The following is a 19,587-nucleotide window of genomic DNA, read 5'->3' as shown; positions in this document are numbered from 1 at the left end:
TTTCAAAAGAAAGCTGCTAGAACATGCGTAAATTTAGTCCTTCTGTCCTGTGATTGGACGTTCGGATAGTTGATGGAGCTCAGGAACTGGAAAAGCCTCCTGCTCCTCGGCCGATTTGTCTTCTAGGGCTTTCTTCATCTCGGATAATAGCTTTACGCTCTCCTTTGCCAATGCTGCCTTTTTCTCTTGCAAACCAATGATCTGTGAAAGTCCGACGAATATACCGCCTCCTATCAGAAGGAGCGCAGGGGTTTGTCCATAATAGATCACGATCAAAAATGTGCTCGAAAAGCTGTCGGCTTCAATGAAGAAATCTTCTTTTGATTGCATGAATACAACGACTAACAGGAGTATTCCTAGAATCAAAAATAGAATGCCGGCCGAAAGTAAAGCTCGTTTCATGATTGACACCCTTTTTTTCTTACCATTTTAACATACTCTATAAGGATTGTGTTGCGCCCTTAGTCCCGAAGTCACGGATTTTCACTTTTGCTTTGTAATGAATATCTGATTCACTAAAAATTTCATCCCAATGTTTTGCTTCTTTTCGAAAATCCTTCGGGTAGGCAATACTCGCCTTTTGATAGAATCCGCAAATATCTGCTTTGATCTCATGCTGTAATTCCTTGATGAAATCTTTCACATCACTTTCTAATCGACGTTTGACAACGCCTTCGATTTCTCGGAGATATTTTTCATTAAAAGCATTTTCACGTTCATTCCAATCTTCAGACAATCGCCCATCAAGCGTCACTGACACATCAAATTGGTATCTTCCACTGGCTGATTTATGGGTTTTGATATGATGCTTCATTTTGAAAATCTCAAAAGAATAGATGCTGTGATCATATTTAAATTCAATGACGCCGCCTTTTCCGTCGCCAGTTAACAAATTGTATGACTGAACCGCTAACGGAGAGATATTGGTGAGAAATCGTCTGTTCTTAATAATAGAGGCGCCGTCGAGTATCAATTTTCCTTGATCGACGCTAACTTTCGGAACAGCAAAGGATACATTGTTCTGCATGGCTGAAGAAATATCTCCTAATGAGACCGTTTTGAACATACGAATGGTCGTTTTTCTATTTTCTGAAAGGTCGTATAAGGTTGATGAGGCTGGCTGTCCGTCGTCATTGATTTTGAGCATGTCTCCAGGCTTCTCAGATGTCATAAAGACGAGGCTACCTCTTCGCGTTTCGTTGTCTCGAATGAATTGATTAATGACGAGATCGAAATTATTCTCATTGATGAGTTTCTCAGAAAATAAATACACCCTAAGCTGCTGCGCGAAAATGCGGTGGCTTTTTAGCGCCGTTGTGCGGAAAATTTGATGCATAGAATCCCCGCTCGTTTCAATGATTTTCGTAGGGTCTTTGACACTTGCTTCCTGATCAATCTTTTGAGGAACAAGGACTTGCATAGACAGCTTTAATTTATGTCCTTGATCTCCTTTATCTACCGCAAACCCAATTGCCATGTTGAGCTCCTCAATATTTGTACTATCCCAGCAACCACTTAACAAAACCAGCGTCAAAAGAGCACAAGCTGCTTTCTTTTTCATGCTGTTTTCCGCCTCCTTTTGAAATAAACAATAAAAAATAAGAGAAACGGGAGAATACCGAACAGTAGGAAAAAGAGGTTGTTCACATAGGTTAAATAATCTCGCACTGTATCGACATCCTTTGGGAAAATAGCTGCAAAGTAAATCACAATTCCCATTAAAGCGAGGACGACCTTTTTGGGAAACTTAGTCAGTTTAGATACACCGATTGCAGCAAAAAATGTATACCCGACAAAGCTTGTATACAGCTGAACGAGCCAAACGATCAGCAAAAAGGAGTCAATTCGTTCAATAAAAACCCCTTGAATATCAAAGGCTTGAAACAAGGCAATGGTTGGCCAAGTCAAAGTCGCCGTTTCTTTGACAGTCAACGCACCAACCACAAGAATATAAGTGAAAATATAGATAATCGCAGGAATCAAAAAGCCGACGGTTCCATAAGCAAAGGTGTGTTTTTGCGTGTTCATATAAGCAGGCATAAACAGCATCATTTCAATGCCGACAAACGATATGGCTGATGCATTAAAGGAATTGAAGACAGGGGAGAATCCCTCTCCTAAAACGGGTCGAAGGTTATCTAACTTAAATTCTTGCAAGCTAAGTCCGTAAGCGACAAATAAGATGATGAGCGTCACAATCAGAATAAAAGGAAAAAGCCTCGCTAAATCACCAATCCCGCCAATCACAAGATAAAAACCAACCACAATAAAACTGATCATTGTCACCGCTACAGGTGTGTTTTGAAGCAGAAAGAATTTCACCATTTCCGACATCGCTCGAACTTCATAGCTGGCTACTCCTAGAAAATAAATAATAATGAGGAGGTTGGCAAGCGCACCAATCCACTTTCCAAGGCCCTCATTCGTATAATCGTAATATGAGGAGAAGGGGACTTTTTTCATCATGAGGACATTCGCAAAAATAAACACAATGTAAATGACACTCATGAGTAAGAGTGCAATCCAGCCGTCAGGTGTAGCCGCAGCCTGAGCCATTGAACGTGGTAGAATCATCATACTCGCACCTAGTGTTGTATTCGCAATAATGGCACTTGCCTGATAGCTTGATATCGACTCTTTATGATTGACCATCTCGTTCTCCTTTCTGTTGATTTTTTAAGGGCAATCGAATAATGGAATTGTCTTCGTTTTTATAGCTGAACACAAAATCTGGTGAGAAATACGGTGTGCCAAAACTTTTTTGCCGCGTGAGATGAGTAAGGAGGACGAGCATAAACAGCGCAATCCCGTATAAACCAAAGGTCGCCGCAGCAAACATGGACACAAAACGAAGCACACGAAAGGACATGCCCATCCCATATTGAGGAACAGTAAAGGATGCAAGTGCAATGACACTCACGATAATCACCATAATCGAGCTGACAATATGTGCCTGAACGGCAGCCTGTCCAATAACAACGCCGCCAACAAGTCCGATCGTCTGTCCAAGTGGATTTGGCAGCCTTAAGCCAGCTTCCCGCAGCAGTTCAATCGTTATTTCCATGATGAGAGCTTCGACAATGGGTGAAAATGGGACATTTTCCCTTGTGCTCGAGATTGTAATCGCCAAAGTGGTTGGCAAAAGACCTTGATGGAATGACACAAGTGCAATATAAATGGCTGATAAAAATAACGTCAGAAAGATTGAGGTAAACCGCAGCATACGAATGAGTGAGGCAGCGATCCACCTTTCATAATAATCATCAGGTGATTGCATAATTGTCGCGAGCGAAGCAGGTACAACGAGCACAAAAGGTGAATGATCGACAAAGATGGCAACCCGGCCATTATTTAAAGCAGACGCCACTTTATCTGGCCTTTCTGTATTTTGAATTTGTGGAAAAGGAGAGTATACATTATCTTCAATGAGCTCCTCAAGAACACCAGAGTCCTGTATATCATCAATGGTTACTTGCTTGAGCCGCTTTTTGACTTCCTTTAAAACAGGTACTTGTACGATACCGTCGATATACATGATGGCGACTTGGGTGTATTTCTGTAGACCAATCTTCATATCGACGGTTTTGACATCAGGATTTTTCAAGCGCTGTCTTACAAGCGCTAAATTCGTATTTAAATCTTCAATAAAGCCAATTTTGGGTCCTCTTACGACTGTTTCAGAGGTAGCATCCCCTAAACTGCGTTTCTTCGTTCCATTTGTTTCTAATATATAAGCATGCTTAAATCCGTTAATTAGCACTACGCAATGACCTTCAAAAATTGCATCAACCAATTCTTCAGAGGTCTTGACCGAACGAGTGGTCATCATGGATAAATTAGATTCGAGCTTCTCTTTCGTCAGAGACGTATGATCTTGGAGAAGCAGCTTTAAAAAGGTTTGAATCTCCATCTTTTTGTTCATTTCTTTTATGTATAAATAGTAAACAACTTGCCCGTGAGGCAGCATTTTTTTCTCATGGACCAAATCATCCATTTCCTTTAATTGCGGGAGAATGACGGAGAGATTATCGTATAAGTGCTCTTTCAATGGAGTCTGATTCAAAAGGATCACCCGCCTCAAATAACTTTTTTTTAGCATTACCTGCTTGAAAAAACAATATTCTGTGTTACATTATTTTGTGGTAAAAGAAAGAATGAGGGTTTTGGAGGAAACAAGATGGCACAAATTCGTTTAGCAGGAACAAAAGAGGAGATTGACCGTATTCTACAGTCGTTTGACAAGCATTATGAAGTGACATATACATCAAAAGATTACGGAAAAACGAACCCAAAATACAAATATTCGAAAGATGTCCGCGTTTATATTGAACTAAAATTAAAATAAAGATAAAATTTTAATTGAAAACGCTTAAAGGATTTTGGTTTTTTGTATAGAATAGAGTTGAGTGTATAGAAGTTATGGAGGGATACATAATGACAGAATTTAGAATCGAAAAAGATACAATGGGCGAAATCAAGGTGCCAAAGGACAAGTTCTGGGGTGCACAAACACAACGAAGCAAAGAAAATTTCAAAATCGGTTCTGAGAAAATGCCAAAGGAAGTTGTGAATGCGTTTGCAATTTTGAAACGTAGCACAGCGATTGCCAACGAACGTCTTGGCAACCTTGAGAGCGAAAAAGCAGAAGCAATTGCTACTGTATGTGACGACATCATCAGCGGAAAGTATGACGAGCATTTCCCGCTTGTTGTATGGCAGACAGGTAGTGGAACACAAAGTAACATGAACATGAACGAAGTCGTTGCAAATAGAGCAACTGCTTACTTGAAAGATAAAAATAGTGAGTTCAGTATTCACCCGAATGATGACGTCAACCGCAGCCAAAGCTCAAACGACACATTCCCAACTGCTATGCACGTGGCAGCTGTTTTAGCTGTGTACAAAAAGTTATTACCTGCGATTGATCAATTAAGAGCCACTCTTGATGAGAAAGCAAAAGCCTATCAAGAGATTGTGAAAATCGGTCGTACGCATTTGCAAGACGCAACACCACTGACAGTAGGACAAGAAATTAGCGGCTGGGTGTACATGCTGGACCGTTCAAAAGAAATGATTCTAGAATCAACTGAAAAAATGAGAGAGCTTGCGATTGGCGGAACAGCTGTTGGTACAGGAATTAACGCCCATCCTGAGTTTGGTCAATATGTTGCTGAGGAAATCAGCAAGCTGACAGGTCAAAATTTCAATTCTTCACCAAACAAATTCCATGCGCTAACAAGCCATGATGAAATTACGTATGCACACGGTGCCCTAAAAGCACTTGCAGCTGATTTAATGAAAATTGCCAACGATGTGAGATGGCTAGCAAGTGGTCCTCGCTGCGGTATTGGCGAATTGATCATTCCTGAAAATGAGCCAGGAAGCTCTATTATGCCGGGTAAAGTCAACCCAACTCAAAGTGAAGCTTTAACAATGATTGCAGCACAAATTATGGGGAATGATGCAACGATCGGTTTTGCTGCCAGCCAAGGAAACTTTGAGCTGAACGTATTTAAGCCGGTCATCATCTATAACTTCTTACAATCAGTTGAATTACTTGCTGACGGTATGAATTCATTCCATGACAAGTGTGCAGTTGGAATCGAACCAAACCTAGAAACAATTGAGAAAAACTTGAACAATTCATTGATGCTTGTGACGGCACTTAACCCGCACATCGGATATGAAAATGCAGCGAAAATTGCAAAACTTGCTCATAAAGAAGGTTTAACGTTAAAAGAAGCAGCACTTCAATTAGAGCTGTTAACAGAAGAGCAGTTTGAAGAGTTTGTGAAACCAGAAGAAATGGTGACACCGAAAGCAAAATAAGAAACCAGGGGCGTTTGCCCCTGGTTTTTCCATTGAATGTGATGTGAACAAAAATAAAACCCAAGGAATGCCTTGGGTTTTACAAATGATCCTCTTTCAAAATACGCAAAAGTGATTCAGAGTGGGTCTGAAGAGGTGTGTATAATTTTAATTGATACAGCATGCCTTTCACGATGACTTGTCTAGGTTTCTGTTTGTTTAATTCATTTTCTAAAATGCCGAGTGCTTCAAATAAATCAGGCTCGTCTTTCACTGCATAGTGTGCTTCAGCCTGCTCTCTTAATTCTTTTAGAAGAGATTCTGTCAGCGGGTCGAATGACCTTTCATATATAGGACCAAACCAATTGCTCGCTTGATCTACAGAGATAAGCGGAAGATCATCTCGCTCCATCATACCGCCCATCAAATCATCGATACGGTGAATCATCGTTGCGGCAAGCTCCTCAGCCTCTAGCTGAAAATCATATAAAATCGCAAGCTCGAAATAAACGTGGCTCATGCCCTCAATTGTCAAACAAAGATCAGCGATATAAGGAATCGCTACATCTCCATATACCTGTTTAATGTTATCAATGTGAAGCTGAACGGTGGCAAGCCGGATTTGTTTTGCGAGCTGCTGCGTTTCTTCATTCATTGGCAGTGCTCGATCGCTTAGCTGCATTTTAATAAAATCCTTTTGCTGCAAAATATTATCGTAGTAGACAGTGAGCTGTTTACGGTAGGCTTCCTTTGGTGTGCCGCCCTCTGTTTGAACCTCATGAATCCGGGTAAATACCTTATCATAATAGTAATGCAAGATTGAAATGAGCAGTGCTTCCTTTGATTTAAAATAAAGATAAAAAGCACCCTTTGACATGTGGCATTCATCCGCAATTTCCTGAACAGACGTTGTATTGTAGCCTTTGCTGGCAAACAATTTCATGCCGGCCTCAATGATCATTTTCTCTTTCTTTTTCAATATGAATGTCATCCTTTCTTACCGAGAGACAAATGTCTTAGGAAACGTGCGCAAAGAGATGTGACTTATCGGTCATAAACGACGAAAGTTTTCAAAAATTAATCAGATTGTAACTTGTTTTTTACAGTGTAATTCTTTATATTATAAAGTAAGGTGACCAACTGGTCAAAATATGTGAAAGGATGATGTTCCATGAGAGAAATCGATGATATGATGAGACGCTTGAAAGCAAAAGGAATTCAAGTAGAAAAAGTCAAAATGCCGAAAGAGACAACCATTGAAAAGAAATGGATGTATCAAGCTGGCAAGAAAATCAAAGCCACATACCGTGATTTCAATGGGTATTCATTCATCTAAAAAAGACTGCGGTCAAAAACCTACAGTCTCTTCTTTGGAACCGTGATCGTATAACATACACCTAGATCATCATTTTCAATAGATATAGACGCTTGATGCATGGAGAGAATTTTTTTGACAATGCTTAATCCGATACCGAATTCACCCTTTTTTCCCTTACTAAAAGGTTCATATAGGTTGGATAGCATATGTTCTTCAATTGGAGGACCGTCATTACGAATGACAATGCGTATTTGATCCTCTTCCTGTTTCATTTGAATGTCAATTTTACTTTTTGCGTAGCGAAGTTGATTTTCTAGTACATTCTCAAATAGTTTGCTCCATTGTTCTGGATCGCCTTCAAGAGCAGCCTCATCATCTAAGTCCACGTTCCACTGCAATTCATTTTTCGACCAACGTATTCGGTCGACCACTTCCAGCATCGTATTACTGAGCAGGAAGGAAGCATGTGCAGGGTGTTGATTTGATAAATAATCAAGCTTTGTTAAGTACAGCAAATCCTTGATTTTCTTCTCAAGCTTTTCCGCTTCACCTTCAATGACTTCCACCGTTTGTTCAAGATCTCCCTTAGGAAAAATACCATCTTTAATCGACTGCGTATAGCCGCGGATGACCATGACAGGTGTCTTTAAGTCATGTGAGATATTTTGCAAAAGAGTCCGTTCTGTTTCATCCTTTTGAATGAGTTTTTGTCTCATTTCTTCAATGGTATGACCAAGCTTTCCGATTTCATCTTGCCGGTCAACGATGACAGGATCGTCCCAGTCCTCTTGTGCAATCCGCTTCACGTGCTTTTCAAACGCAACGATTGGACGGGATAAATAGCGGGCAAGCCAAATCGATGGAATCCAGCTTAATAAAATAACGGTGCTCAAGATAAAGATCAGCTGTTTAAACAGTGTAAAAGACAGGTCGTCTCGATAAGAATCTGGCGCATAAGACAACAGAATATATTGTGTATTGCCTGTTGATACTTTTTTGATGACAAAAAAGATGTGCTGGCCGTTCACCTCTTCAGAATAGCGTTTCGTTGCGCTTTTTTGTTTTTTCACAAAGGATTGGATTTTCTCAATAAAAGCGTGCGGAAAAAATTGCGCCATTTGGTTTAATTCATCTGACGGAATCAGAATGTGCTGCACCGATCGGTTTTCCGGTGTCGACTTTGGCGAGCCGTCTCGGTTCAATGGATATTCTGTGAGCACCTGTTGTTCGTTTTCGATATTTTTATAAATTTCATTCGTGAAAAAGTTTCGTAATGTATTCGAAAATAAGATGATCAGGACAATCGAGATGGTGAGCAAAATACCAGAGATGACGATCCAAATTTGAAAAGCGAGTGGTTTGTTCTTCATCCTTTTAGCATCCTATAGCCAAATCCATAGATGGTCTCGACCTTTAAGTCGGGCATTTTTTTGCGCAATCGTCTGACAAGGTCATCCACCACACGATCTGTCCCGAAGTAATCGTGTCCCCAAATTTTGACGAGAATATCTTCACGAGAAAAAGCATGTCCTTGGTGGTGTGTAAATAAAAGCAGCAAGTCAAATTCCTTAGAAGTTAAATTAATGAGCTGATCTCCTTCATACACCTCTCTTACATCCTCATGAATGACATAGGAGGAGACGGGTGTGACACTTTGCTGCTGCGGTGTATCGCTGTTTTTGTATACAAGCTCAAGCAGCTTTTGCACCCGAATGATCAGCTCGCGTGGAAGAAATGGCTTCGCAATATAATCACTGCTTCCCAGCTCTAACCCAAGGACACGATCGATATCTGCATCGCGTGCTGAAATGAAAATGACCGGTACGTCAGGTGATGCGGCTTTAATTTCTTTAATGAGTGTGTAGCCATCAGTATCAGGCAGCATGATATCTAAAATCCATAGATGCGGCGGCTTGTTCATTGCTTCGCGTGCCGTTTCTCCGGTTAAAAAAGAGGAAACATTCCAATTTTCACTTTCTAAATATTTGGTTAAAAGTTCGTTTAAGTTTTGTTCATCTTCCACTAAATAAATGGTGTACGACAAAGTCTTCCACATCCTCTCAACGTCATTATAACGGGATACAAAGGCGGCATGTCAACAATCACACGCTTTTTTCACAATTTCACATATTCTTCTCATCATTATCCCATAATGTTTGTTTATGATAAGCTCAAGGGAAAAAAGGGCATAGACAAAAGGCAGTTCAATAGGTGCTTTTCACGAATGTGCGCACCTTGCTTTTTTTCTATGAATAAGTATTATATAATTTGACATATTGTCATGTAGTATCTTCAATGATATTGCCATTAAGAGGACATGAGTCCTATCTACACATATGAATCAAGCAAGTCATGAACATGATGTAAAGGAGTGTAAGCGATGGATTTTCGAAGAGAAGATGAAGAGAAGAAGTTGAATCAACAAGAAGATGTACATCAAGAGAATGAGAAACAAATAGACGAACCTGAAAAAGAAAAGGAACTCGTTTTTCAACCTCATGAAAACGAAGCTTCTGCCACTCAGGAGAGTGTGACAAACCATTCTCCTCAAATGGGAGATGACCGTGCGTCGAAAAAGGAGAAAAAGCGGAAAGCAGCATGGCTCAGTCCGATCCTTGGAGGAATTATTGGCGGAGGCCTTGTGCTTGGCATTACACCGCTTTTGCCGCAGTCACAGGACACTGCCGCAAATAATCAAACGCAAACAGCGTCAAGTGAACCGGCGACCTCTGAGAATTTCTCAACAAAACAAATCACCAATGCCACGAATGTCTCTGATATGGTAGAAGATTTAGAGCCAACCATTGTGGGTGTCTCAAACTATCAAACTACTCAAAATTCGTTTGGCCTTAGCGGCGATTCTACAGAAGCAGAAGCTGGAACGGGTTCTGGTGTCATCTTTAAAAAAGATGGCAAAAAAGCATACATTATTACAAATAACCACGTAGTCGAGGGTGCCAATAAACTGAAGGTCACACTGTATGACGGAAAAACAAAAGATGCGAAGCTTGTCGGCAGTGACGTGATGACAGATTTAGCTGTTGTAGAAATCAATGCAGATGGCATTGATAAAGTGGCGAGCTTTGGTGATTCTTCTAAGCTCCGTGCTGGAGACAAAGTAATCGCAATTGGGAACCCGCTTGGTGCCCAATTCTCTGGTACTGTGACAGAAGGAATTATCAGTGGTCTTGATCGTACAGTTGAAGCGAACACGTCATCTGGTACGGTGGAAATGAATGTACTGCAAACAGATGCAGCGATCAATCCAGGAAACAGCGGTGGACCGCTTATCAATACAGATGGTCAAGTCATCGGTATCAACAGCTTGAAAATTAGCGAAAGCGGTGTGGAATCACTCGGCTTTGCGATTCCAAGTAACGATGTCAAACCGATTGTAGATGAGCTGTTGAAAAACGGAAAGGTTGAACGTCCTTACCTTGGCGTACAAATGATTGACCTTGAGCAAGTGCCTGAAACGTATCAAGAAAATACGCTTGGCCTATTTGATAAACAAATCGGCAAAGGGATTTACGTAAAGGATGTATCAAAAGGATCACCTGCACAAAAAGCAGGCTTGAAGTCTGGAGATGTCATCATCAAGTTTAAAGGGAAAAACGTGGCGAACAGCTCTCAGCTAAAAGAAATTTTGTACAAAGAAACAAAAGTTGGCGATAAAACAACAATGACTGTTATTCGTGAAGGGAAAAACAAGAACTTAGATATTACTCTTGGACAGTCTGAAACTGAATAAATGAAAAAAACAGGTGGACGTTAAAGGTCTACCTGTTTTTTTATGCTTATTTTTTTGAAGAGAGTGTACGTAATATGATTTTTTCCCACATGCTCCAAGGTAAGAGCTGCTTTGCGGTAAATGAAAGTCGCACTCCTTTCCCAATTGGATATCTCAGCTTTTTCAGCCGCTTCTTCTCGGCTAATCGAATCACAAGCTCTGCGACTTCACGCGGGTCCCCGTAGTTTGATTTTTGAGCATTGATATGAGCCATCATCTTTTGATAGAGGTGTATGTATTTTGAGCCTTCTTCTGGTTGTAACATGTGCTCGTTCATAGACGTGTTCCAAATATTCGTTTGGAAAGAGCCTGGTTCGATCAAGGCTGCCTGTATACCGAACGAGGCAAGTTCAATGCGTAAGCTCTCTGTGTAGCCCTCTAAAGCAAACTTGGAGGATACATAAGGAGAAAGTGCGGGCATTCCCATTAATCCGCTGATGCTGCTCATATTGAATATCTTTGCACCATTTGTCATAAACGGAAGGACGGCTTGTGTCACTTCCATGACTCCGAAAACATTGACATTAAATTGCTGGCGGAACGTATCAACAGGAACCTCTTCAGCAAAACCGGCATAGGCTGTTCCGGCATTGTTGACAAGCAAGGTAATGGGGGCGTAAGTATGTAGCTTTTTCTGAAATACTTGAATCGACTGCGTGTCGGTCACATCTAATGCTGCAATATGTATTGCTTCAGATAAAGAGGCTTGCTCGATTTCTTCGGCAAGCTTTTTCGCATTGGCTTCCTGCCTGACACCTGCAATCACTGTATAGCCTTGTTTGGCGAGGCCTATCGTGATGAGCTTGCCAAAGCCGCTATTGGCACCAGTTACAATGGCTGTCCTTTTCATCATCTCGTACCTCCTTTTTGTTTCAATTTACCATAGCCTGATCTTTTATTGAATAACGAAAAGAAGGATGGAGAAGAATAAAAAGCGATGATAAGAAATAGGAGGAAGCACATGATGTGTTGGAAGAAGGCGGGACAAATAGGAGTGCTGCTTTTTATGCTGTCTGGCTGTCAATCGATCGAGCCGCTCCAGCAAACAAAGGAAGCAGAAGCAGAGAGTCTCTCAGCGGTTCAAATGAAGGAACTTCCATTTGAGCATCTCCACCTGCATGTTCAATACGGGCAGAAAAGCGAATTATACGAAGCCACCTATCGTCAGGTAAAAGGCAAAGAAGAAGCACTGATTCGTGATCATATGAACGGTGTCCGCTATGAAGGTGAAGAAGCATTACGCGAGATGAAGATGAAGCTAAATGATATGTCTGTTCCTAGTGCGAAGATCAATGAAACGTATGTAAATGAGCTATTAGCTGCTTTTAATTTAGATGACGATTATCAGCGAATTCAAGTCGATATGAAGCTGGAAGATGGGACCAAACGTACATTCCAAAAGAAGAAGTGAAACGGAACTTTCTCATTTTTTAATTGAAAATGATTTTCAAAATCACTTAAATCTGATACACTAAATGGAGATAAGTGATCTTTTGCGTCTATAAATAGACGATATTTCATACAAAAAATTTGCATGAGAAAAGGAGCGTTTGAGCGGAATGAGTGCCATTTCTACTGAAGGTTTAAGCTTAGGCTACGGAGAAACAATGATCATAGATGAACTAAATGTATCGATCCCTAAGGGTGAAATCACAGTATTTATTGGCAGCAATGGATGCGGTAAATCCACGCTACTTCGCTCTTTGGCCCGTCTCATGAAGCCAATGGGTGGTTCTGTCCTGCTTGAAGGTCATTCCATTGCAAAATTACCAACAAAGGAAGTAGCGAAACAGCTTGCTATTCTTCCGCAAGGACCAGAAGCGCCAGAAGGATTAACCGTGCATCAGCTAGTGAAGCAAGGCAGATATCCTTATCAAAATTGGCTGAAGCAGTGGTCAAAGCAAGACGAGGAAGCAGTGAATCGTGCTTTGAAGTCAACGAAGATGGAAGACCTTGCTGATCGAACGGTCGATTCATTATCAGGTGGACAAAGACAGCGTGCATGGATTGCGATGACGTTAGCGCAGGAGACGGATATCATCTTGTTAGATGAGCCGACGACGTATTTAGACATGACGCATCAAATTGAAATTCTTGACCTTCTGTTTGACTTAAATGAAAAAGAGCAGCGCACGATTGTCATGGTCCTTCATGACCTGAATCTCGCATGTAGATATGCTCATCACCTTGTAGCGATTAAAGACAAGACGATTTATGCAGAAGGAAGACCAGAAACGGTCATTAATTGTGATCTTGTGAAAAATGTCTTTGATATGAACTGCCAAGTGACAACAGATCCTTTATTCGGAACGCCATTATGTATTCCGCATGGCAGAGGACGCTGTATTGTGCAGCAAGCGCAAGCGGAGACATTTCTCGCTGCAAGATAATCGTATGTCAAAAGCCTGACATCTGTTACGTACAGAGTCAGGCTTTTTTCTAAAAAAAGGAGCGGAAGATCAATGGGAAATGAACTAGATGAAAAGCTGGAAGGCTTGCTTGAGAAATATACTGAGCTGCTGCTCGGCGAATCAACAGACGCACTGAAACAAGAGGTGAAACAGTGGATCATCTATTCTCATATTGCCAAAAGTATGCCGCCTCTAGCAAAGCATTTCAATGAAACATATCCAGAAGCAAAAGAAGAAATCAAACACACGATTCAACGAATCAAACAGTTGAACGAAGCTCATCGCGCCAATAAAGGTAAATTTTAAGATAAATAAAAAACTACCCCACACGAAGAGGTAGTTTGGTGAAATTACTTTTTTTTAATGCCAAAAAACAAAAGAAGAAGAGATATTATAATTATAATGTAAATAGGTGTAATCCAAATTTCATAAACTGAGTTTGGATTATCTTTTACAAACCCAGTGTCTATGAGGATGTAATTCCATTTGATGCTAATCGGATTATCTACTTCGTATGAAAATTTATTTAAGTATAATTTGGGTTTTGTTATTCTGAAAATTAAATAAATTATACTACCTAGTAATAAAGTGATAGCTATAAAGATTTTCTTCATATAGGTCACATCTTTTCACTATCTTTTTCTTCCACCTGAAGTTGTTTCAACAAATTTATTTACATACTTTGTTTTAACGCCATCTAAAACTCTGTCTGCTTTACCTGAAGTGTAAGTTCGTATGCGAACTTTTTTTCCTTTAGATACTGTATCAGCAACGATTTGAGTTAACTGAACATCATTATAGTCTTTATATGTAGTTCCATCAAGCCTACCTCTATAATTGTTGGTGATATCCATTTTTGTATCCAAATCAGGAGCCTTTTCACCGGGTTTTAAATTTTCGTGTGCATAACCTACTTGGTAAGCCCAATCCCTACTGATATTTTTAGTCATTATGGCATTCCATAAAGCGTGTCTATAAGCGTCCCCATTCCCTTGCCATAGCGTATACTTAGAATATCGTTTTGCAGCTTCTCTTGAAGCGACATCTGCAATGTTTTTAGTTTTGGCAGCATTATGAGGATGTTTTGCAAAAAGGTTAATTTCTTTAGCATTAGCACCTAATTTGCCTAATGAATATTCAACATAGGAGCTTTTTATAGATATTGTATTTATTTTTGATTTTTCTTCACTTAATTCAAGAGCAACTTGATCGTCAGAATTTTTTAAGGCTGGGGAAATGTTTTCTTTAATTAATTTTTCTAATTCTTTTTCGTTGATCTCTCTGTTTTCGAACATATCAAAATATGTCATTATGTTATTTCTAATACTTTCATAGAAAAATTTTGTGGATGCCCTTGATTGTGCAGTTTTATTTAGTGAAGAAATTACTTTTTTATTATCTAAAGAATTTACTTCTGCAACTGCAATATTTCCCTTAAAAAATAATGTTGATAAAACCAAAGAAAAAAATATTATTAATAAGCTTTTTTTGTACATTTATTCCTAAACTCCCTTTTCTTATAATATGTTCTATATTATAGTATATATTAGGTAGAATAAATAGTTTAATTTCTAATATTATATAAAAATTGCTGAATCTTCATTGTGTGTAAATTGTCATTTTGAAAATAATGGATCCGGATAAAATCGGATCCATTATTTTATGAATATCCATCTTCATTTTACTGGCAGTTTTTTTCTTATGACATTTGTGATGGTCCGTATGGAGATTGATCTGTCAGTGTTTGCTGGAACTTCTGGTGTGCCTGCTGGAGTTTTTGCTCTTCAGCGGCTTCAACAGAATACCATCCATATCGGAACATGACATCATATAAATGTCTTTGTGTTTTCTGAGTTTCTAGCGCAATTCGCTGAATATCCTGATAAAGGGATTCATGACTGAATTCGTTGAGCGCTGTGTTGTATCCGCTTGTCATATATTTTTCAGTCGACAAGAGATCTGTGACAAAATCACGATCATTCATGTTTGTTGTCGTGGGAACCGGAGTTTGAGGATTCCCGATTTTTTGTTGGTTTTGTTGTTCCATGTTTTTTTCCTCCTATTGCATAAAGCCAGTAGACTGGCCTTGCCCTGAGCTGCCTAAATGCTGAAGAATTTGTGTGTAATGCTGATGGTGCATTTGGCCCACTTGGTTTAATTCTTGTTTCAATGTTTGGTCTTGGCAATGCTCAGCCATAAAGTGAGCCTTTTTCATAGCGATCAAGTTCCAATTCAACATATCCTCTAAGTACAAGGAATCCTTTACTGAAATGACTTGCGGGGGCATATTCATTTGCTGATTGTTCAAGGTGTGTTCCTCCTTACAATTTTGTTTCCTTACTGATTCTTTTTATATTGCTGATTTTGACTGGTCTTTTTTCCGCCTAGGTCTGCTTCCTGTGATGGACCTGCGTTTCCTTTTACACTTGCAGCACTTACGCCTGCTTTCGATGGATTTTTCTTCAAACGAGACATGTGGACATCACCTCCATTCTTACAATGCCCTCTCCTCTTTAATTCATACGCCGTAAAATAAGGCACATGAGAATGTGTAATATTTTGAAATCCACTCTTGAACTGTTTCGGAAAATCTTTTAAGATAAAGAAAGAGGCATTGCTTTTTTTTGCACAAAAAATGAATGACTGTTCATTCAAAATGTTTAGGGGGATATTTATGGGCAAACATATTCGCAAGGCAGCTGTCATTGGTTCAGGTGTCATGGGTTCAGGCATTGCTGCGCATCTAGCCAATATCGGGATACCAGTCACATTGCTAGATATTGTGCCAAACGAACTGACAAAGGAAGAAACGGCAAAAAAGCGAACGCTTGATCACCCTAGTGTTCGGAATAGATTAAGTCAAGAAGCGATGGAAAAATTATTAAAGCAAAAGCCAGCACCTCTTACTTCAGCAAAAAACCTATCATACATCACACCGGGAAATCTCACAGACCACCTTTCCTTATTACATGAAGCTGACTGGATTATTGAAGTCGTTACTGAAAAGCTCAGCATCAAAAAGCACGTATTCTCTCTCATCGACGAACACCGCAAAGAAGGCAGTATCGTATCAAGCAATACATCCGGAATTTCGGTTGAAAAAATGGCAGAAGGCCGATCAGAGGATTTTAAACGCCACTTTTTAGGCACACATTTTTTTAACCCAGCTCGTTATTTAAAGCTTTTAGAAATCATTCCTATTCAAGAAACAGATCCAGAAGTACTTCAATTTATGAAAACGTTTGGCGAGGATGTACTTGGGAAAGGCGTCGTTGAAGCGAAAGATACGCCGAACTTTATTGCCAATCGCATTGGTACTTATGGACTCCTTGTAACAGTGCGTGAAATGCTTGAAAACAAATACACCATTGGAGAGGTGGATTCGGTCACAGGACCCCTCATTGGAAGACCGAAGAGTGCGACGTTCCGTACACTTGATGTCGTAGGGCTCGACACGTTTTTCCATGTAGCCCGCAACGTATATGACCAAGTCGAAGGTAAGGAAAAAGATATTTTCCAGCTGCCTGAGTTTATTGAAAGAATGCTTGAAAAAGGATGGATTGGCAGCAAGGCAGGGCAAGGGTTTTATCAAAAAAATGGAAAGGCCATTTTAGAAATTGATCCTGTGACTCTCACATACGGAGAACGAACGAAGCTGAAAGATCCAGGCATTGAGATGGCGAAGCAGCAAAAGGGAACGAAAGCGAAATTGAAAGCGCTTATTTATCAAGATGGGCGTGCAGGCCAATTGCTCTGGAACATGACGGCACCTGTGCTCCTTTATTCAGCTCAGTTAACAGGCGAAATTGCGGATGATATCCAGTCCATCGATAACGCAATGAAATGGGGATTTGGCTGGCAGCACGGTCCATTTGAGCTCTGGGATGCAATTGGTGTGAAAAAAGCAGTCGATCGCATGGAAGCAGAAGGTCACAGCATCCCGCAGTGGGTGCAAGACATGCTGTCAGAAGGACACGACACATTCTATCAAGAGAATGCAGATGGAGAGCGCTCGTTTTATCACAACGGGGCTTATGAACAGGAAAAAGGAAACGAAAAGAATATTTCCTTAGCGAGATTGAAAAAGAAACACGGCGTGATTTTTAAAAATGCTGGTGCGAGCTTGATTGATATCGGTGACGATGTCGCCTTGCTCGAATTTCACTCCAAAAGCAATGCCATTGGACTAGATGTCATTGACATGATCAATCGCGCTGTCGATGAGGTGGAACAGAATTATAGAGGGCTTGTCATCGGAAACCAAGGCAAGAACTTCTGTGTTGGTGCCAACCTTGCGTTGATTTTAATGGAAGCTCAGGACGATAATTTCTTTGAAATTGACTTTGTGATCCGCCGCTTCCAACAGGCAATGATGAAGGTGAAATATAGCGACCGTCCAGTCGTTGCTGCACCGTTCGGTATGACACTCGGAGGCGGAACAGAGGTTTGTCTGCCGGCCGCAGCTATTCAGGCGTCCAGTGAAGCATACATGGGTCTTGTCGAAGCGGGAGTAGGGCTGATTCCAGGCGGCGGTGGAAACAAAGAATTATATCTTCGCCATCTGCAAGGGGCAGCTAAGCCGTCAGAGACCGCTATACAAGATGCCACGCTGAAAACATTTGAAACCATTGCAATGGCTAAAGTATCCACTTCGGCAGAGGAAGCGCGGGATATGAACATGCTGCGCGCGAGTGACCGAATCAGTATGAACGGTGATCACCTGATCTATGATGCGAAACAACTTGTGCTCTCTCTTGATGAAGCAGGTTATCGTGCGCCGCTCAAGCAAAAGGTGCCCGTCATGGGAGAAACAGGCTATGCAGCAATGATATTGGCGGCTGAAAATATGAGATTGTCTGGATACATTTCAGAGCATGACATGACCATTGTTAAAAAATTAGCTCATGTTATTTCCGGCGGAAAACTGCCATTTGGAACAGAGGTAGAGGAGCAATACTTATTAGAGCTTGAAAGAGAAGCATTTTTAAGTCTTGTAGGAGAAGTAAAATCACAAGCACGCATGCAGCACATGCTCGTCAAAGGAAAACCTTTACGTAACTAAGGGGGAGTCAAAATGAGAGAAGCAGTCATTGTCGCTGGCGCGAGAACACCAGTAGGGAAGGCGAAAAAAGGATCGTTAAAACATGTTCGACCCGATGATATGGGCGCATTGTGTGTAAAAGAAACATTAAAGCGTGCTGGTGATTACGACGGACAGATAGATGATTTGATCATCGGATGTGCGACACCAGAAGCGGAGCAGGGGTTAAATGTGGCTCGGAATATTGGAGCGTTAGCAGGACTTCCGTATACAGTCCCTGCCATCACCATTAACCGCTACTGTTCATCTGGTCTTCAGTCCATCGCTTATGCGGGTGAACGAATCATGCTCGGTCAGGCAGAAACAATCTTAGCCGGTGGAGTCGAATCAATGTCACAAGTACCAATGATGGGTCATTCCATTCGTCCGAATGCTCATTTGGCAGAGCAAGCACCTGAATACTATATGAGCATGGGCCACACGGCAGAGCAGGTGGCGCAAAAGTATCAGGTCACTCGTCAAGATCAAGACGCCTTTGCGGTAAGAAGTCATCAAAAGGCAGCCAAGGCATTACAGGAAGGGAAATTTACAGATGAAATTGTATCCGTTGATGTAACAGAGCGACGGGTAGGGGAGCAATTTCAATTAGAAGAACATCAATTCACGTTCTCACAGGATGAAGGCGTAAGAGCGGGGACAACGGAAGAGATTCTTTCCACTTTGCGTCCGGCTTTTTCAACAAAAGGCACGGTGACCGCAGGGAACTCTTCACAAACAAGTGACGGAGCTGCGTGTGTGATGATGATGGATCGTGAGAAAGCATCCTCACTTTCCCTTCAGCCGCTCGCCAAGTTCAGAGCGTTTGCTGTTGGTGGTGTACCGCCTGAAGTGATGGGGATCGGTCCAATTGAAGCCATTCCACGTGCGCTGAAAATCGCTGGACTTGAGCTGAAGGATATCGGACTGTTTGAATTAAACGAAGCGTTTGCCTCTCAGGCCATTCAAGTCATTCGTCATTTAGGAATTGATGAAGAGAAAGTGAATGTCAATGGCGGGGCAATCGCACTAGGACATCCGCTCGGCTGTACAGGAACGAAATTGACACTGTCACTCATTCATGAAATGAAACGGCGAAACGAGCAATTTGGCATCGTCACAATGTGTATCGGCGGGGGCATGGGAGCAGCAGGAATTTTTGAATTGATCTAAAGGGGGAAAA

21 protein-coding genes are annotated in these 19,587 nt (G+C 41.0%); 9 read left to right on the top strand and 12 right to left on the bottom strand.

Features of this window, described 5'->3' with window-relative positions; genetic code table 11:
* Positions 1-33: 33 nt before the first annotated feature.
* Genes GPS65_RS03615 through GPS65_RS03600 form a run of 4 tightly spaced genes read right to left on the bottom strand, consistent with a single transcriptional unit; the run spans position 34 to position 4,063 of the window.
* The gene (locus GPS65_RS03615) at positions 34-402 is read right to left on the bottom strand and encodes a hypothetical protein (protein WP_012011213.1); all 369 of its coding nucleotides are present in this window, start codon (positions 400-402) and stop codon (positions 34-36) included.
* Positions 403-439: 37 nt separating this feature from the next.
* Positions 440-1,561, bottom strand: coding sequence for a Ger(x)C family spore germination protein (locus GPS65_RS03610; protein WP_144468399.1), 1,122 nt, complete (start codon positions 1,559-1,561; stop codon positions 440-442).
* Positions 1,558-2,652, bottom strand: coding sequence for a GerAB/ArcD/ProY family transporter (locus GPS65_RS03605; RefSeq protein WP_144468398.1), 1,095 nt, complete (start codon positions 2,650-2,652; stop codon positions 1,558-1,560). Before GPS65_RS03605 ends, GPS65_RS03610 begins: the two co-directional genes overlap by 4 nt.
* Positions 2,639-4,063: a spore germination protein gene (locus GPS65_RS03600; RefSeq protein ID WP_144481881.1), complete on the bottom strand. Its 1,425-nt coding sequence runs from the start codon at positions 4,061-4,063 to the stop codon at positions 2,639-2,641. The genes GPS65_RS03605 and GPS65_RS03600 overlap by 14 nt, the downstream gene beginning before the upstream one ends.
* Before the next feature lie 114 nt (positions 4,064-4,177).
* Here GPS65_RS03600 and GPS65_RS03595 point away from each other — a divergent pair, with 114 nt between their 5' ends.
* Both GPS65_RS03595 and fumC read left to right on the top strand, forming a co-directional pair.
* Positions 4,178-4,345 carry a YvzF family protein gene (locus GPS65_RS03595; protein ID WP_003213147.1) on the top strand — a complete coding sequence of 56 codons (168 nt, stop codon included), beginning with the start codon at positions 4,178-4,180 and terminating at the stop codon, positions 4,343-4,345.
* A gap of 89 nt (positions 4,346-4,434) precedes the next feature.
* Complete coding sequence (fumC, locus tag GPS65_RS03590; RefSeq protein WP_012011209.1) at positions 4,435-5,829, top strand: class II fumarate hydratase; 1,395 nt, start codon at positions 4,435-4,437, stop codon at positions 5,827-5,829.
* Positions 5,830-5,908: 79 nt separating this feature from the next.
* On the opposite strand, the gene GPS65_RS03585 is transcribed toward fumC, so the two are convergent.
* The gene (locus GPS65_RS03585) at positions 5,909-6,787 is read right to left on the bottom strand and encodes a TetR/AcrR family transcriptional regulator (RefSeq protein ID WP_144459548.1); all 879 of its coding nucleotides are present in this window, start codon (positions 6,785-6,787) and stop codon (positions 5,909-5,911) included.
* Positions 6,788-6,979: 192 nt separating this feature from the next.
* On the opposite strand from GPS65_RS03585, the gene spxO reads away from it, so the two are divergent.
* Entirely contained in the window at positions 6,980-7,144 is a 165-nt protein-coding gene (gene spxO / locus GPS65_RS19255) for an anti-adapter protein SpxO (RefSeq protein ID WP_012011207.1), read from the top strand.
* Between the two features lie 20 nt (positions 7,145-7,164).
* Here spxO and GPS65_RS03580 read toward each other — a convergent pair whose 3' ends face one another.
* A complete protein-coding gene (locus GPS65_RS03580; protein ID WP_012011206.1) occupies positions 7,165-8,496 on the bottom strand; it encodes a sensor histidine kinase in 1,332 nt (443 codons plus the stop codon).
* Positions 8,493-9,170 carry a response regulator transcription factor gene (locus GPS65_RS03575; RefSeq protein ID WP_012011205.1) on the bottom strand — a complete coding sequence of 226 codons (678 nt, stop codon included), beginning with the start codon at positions 9,168-9,170 and terminating at the stop codon, positions 8,493-8,495. The genes GPS65_RS03580 and GPS65_RS03575 overlap by 4 nt, the downstream gene beginning before the upstream one ends.
* A 336-nt stretch (positions 9,171-9,506) precedes the next feature.
* Here GPS65_RS03575 and GPS65_RS03570 point away from each other — a divergent pair, with 336 nt between their 5' ends.
* The gene (locus tag GPS65_RS03570; RefSeq protein WP_012011204.1) at positions 9,507-10,877 is read left to right on the top strand and encodes a S1C family serine protease; all 1,371 of its coding nucleotides are present in this window, start codon (positions 9,507-9,509) and stop codon (positions 10,875-10,877) included.
* Positions 10,878-10,923: 46 nt separating this feature from the next.
* On the opposite strand, the gene GPS65_RS03565 is transcribed toward GPS65_RS03570, so the two are convergent.
* Positions 10,924-11,769 (bottom strand): oxidoreductase, encoded by an 846-nt coding sequence (locus tag GPS65_RS03565; RefSeq protein ID WP_041815914.1) that lies wholly within the window; start codon positions 11,767-11,769, stop codon positions 10,924-10,926.
* Between the two features lie 111 nt (positions 11,770-11,880).
* Here GPS65_RS03565 and GPS65_RS03560 point away from each other — a divergent pair, with 111 nt between their 5' ends.
* The 3 genes from GPS65_RS03560 (at position 11,881) to GPS65_RS03550 (ending at position 13,633) form a co-directional block, all read left to right on the top strand.
* The gene (locus GPS65_RS03560; RefSeq protein ID WP_012011202.1) at positions 11,881-12,327 is read left to right on the top strand and encodes a YusW family protein; all 447 of its coding nucleotides are present in this window, start codon (positions 11,881-11,883) and stop codon (positions 12,325-12,327) included.
* Positions 12,328-12,475: 148 nt separating this feature from the next.
* Positions 12,476-13,306, top strand: a complete 831-nt coding sequence (locus tag GPS65_RS03555; RefSeq protein WP_003213584.1) for an ABC transporter ATP-binding protein — start codon at positions 12,476-12,478, stop codon at positions 13,304-13,306.
* 72 nt (positions 13,307-13,378) lie between these two features.
* Positions 13,379-13,633, top strand: a complete 255-nt coding sequence (locus GPS65_RS03550; protein ID WP_144473893.1) for a YusU family protein — start codon at positions 13,379-13,381, stop codon at positions 13,631-13,633.
* 326 nt (positions 13,634-13,959) lie between these two features.
* Here the strand turns inward: GPS65_RS03550 and GPS65_RS03545 are convergent, their stop codons facing one another.
* From GPS65_RS03545 to GPS65_RS03530, 4 genes are all read right to left on the bottom strand, one after another.
* Complete coding sequence (locus GPS65_RS03545) at positions 13,960-14,823, bottom strand: DUF6973 domain-containing protein (protein ID WP_012011199.1); 864 nt, start codon at positions 14,821-14,823, stop codon at positions 13,960-13,962.
* A gap of 203 nt (positions 14,824-15,026) precedes the next feature.
* Positions 15,027-15,374, bottom strand: coding sequence for a spore coat protein (locus tag GPS65_RS03540; protein ID WP_012011198.1), 348 nt, complete (start codon positions 15,372-15,374; stop codon positions 15,027-15,029).
* A gap of 12 nt (positions 15,375-15,386) precedes the next feature.
* Positions 15,387-15,620, bottom strand: coding sequence for a hypothetical protein (locus tag GPS65_RS03535; protein ID WP_223250686.1), 234 nt, complete (start codon positions 15,618-15,620; stop codon positions 15,387-15,389).
* A gap of 44 nt (positions 15,621-15,664) precedes the next feature.
* Positions 15,665-15,802 (bottom strand): YuzL family protein, encoded by a 138-nt coding sequence (locus GPS65_RS03530; protein ID WP_003212904.1) that lies wholly within the window; start codon positions 15,800-15,802, stop codon positions 15,665-15,667.
* Between the two features lie 199 nt (positions 15,803-16,001).
* Here GPS65_RS03530 and GPS65_RS03525 point away from each other — a divergent pair, with 199 nt between their 5' ends.
* Both GPS65_RS03525 and GPS65_RS03520 read left to right on the top strand, forming a co-directional pair.
* Positions 16,002-18,389 (top strand): 3-hydroxyacyl-CoA dehydrogenase/enoyl-CoA hydratase family protein, encoded by a 2,388-nt coding sequence (locus tag GPS65_RS03525; protein WP_144473891.1) that lies wholly within the window; start codon positions 16,002-16,004, stop codon positions 18,387-18,389.
* A 12-nt stretch (positions 18,390-18,401) separates the two neighbouring features.
* Positions 18,402-19,577: an acetyl-CoA C-acetyltransferase gene (locus GPS65_RS03520; RefSeq protein WP_012011196.1), complete on the top strand. Its 1,176-nt coding sequence runs from the start codon at positions 18,402-18,404 to the stop codon at positions 19,575-19,577.
* Positions 19,578-19,587: the final 10 nt, after the last annotated feature.

This window comes from Bacillus pumilus (assembly GCF_009937765.1).
Taxonomy (GTDB): Bacteria; Bacillota; Bacilli; order Bacillales; family Bacillaceae; genus Bacillus; species Bacillus pumilus_O.
The sequence above is the reverse complement of the archived record's forward strand: the minus strand, read 5'-3'. Positions and strand labels throughout refer to the sequence as shown.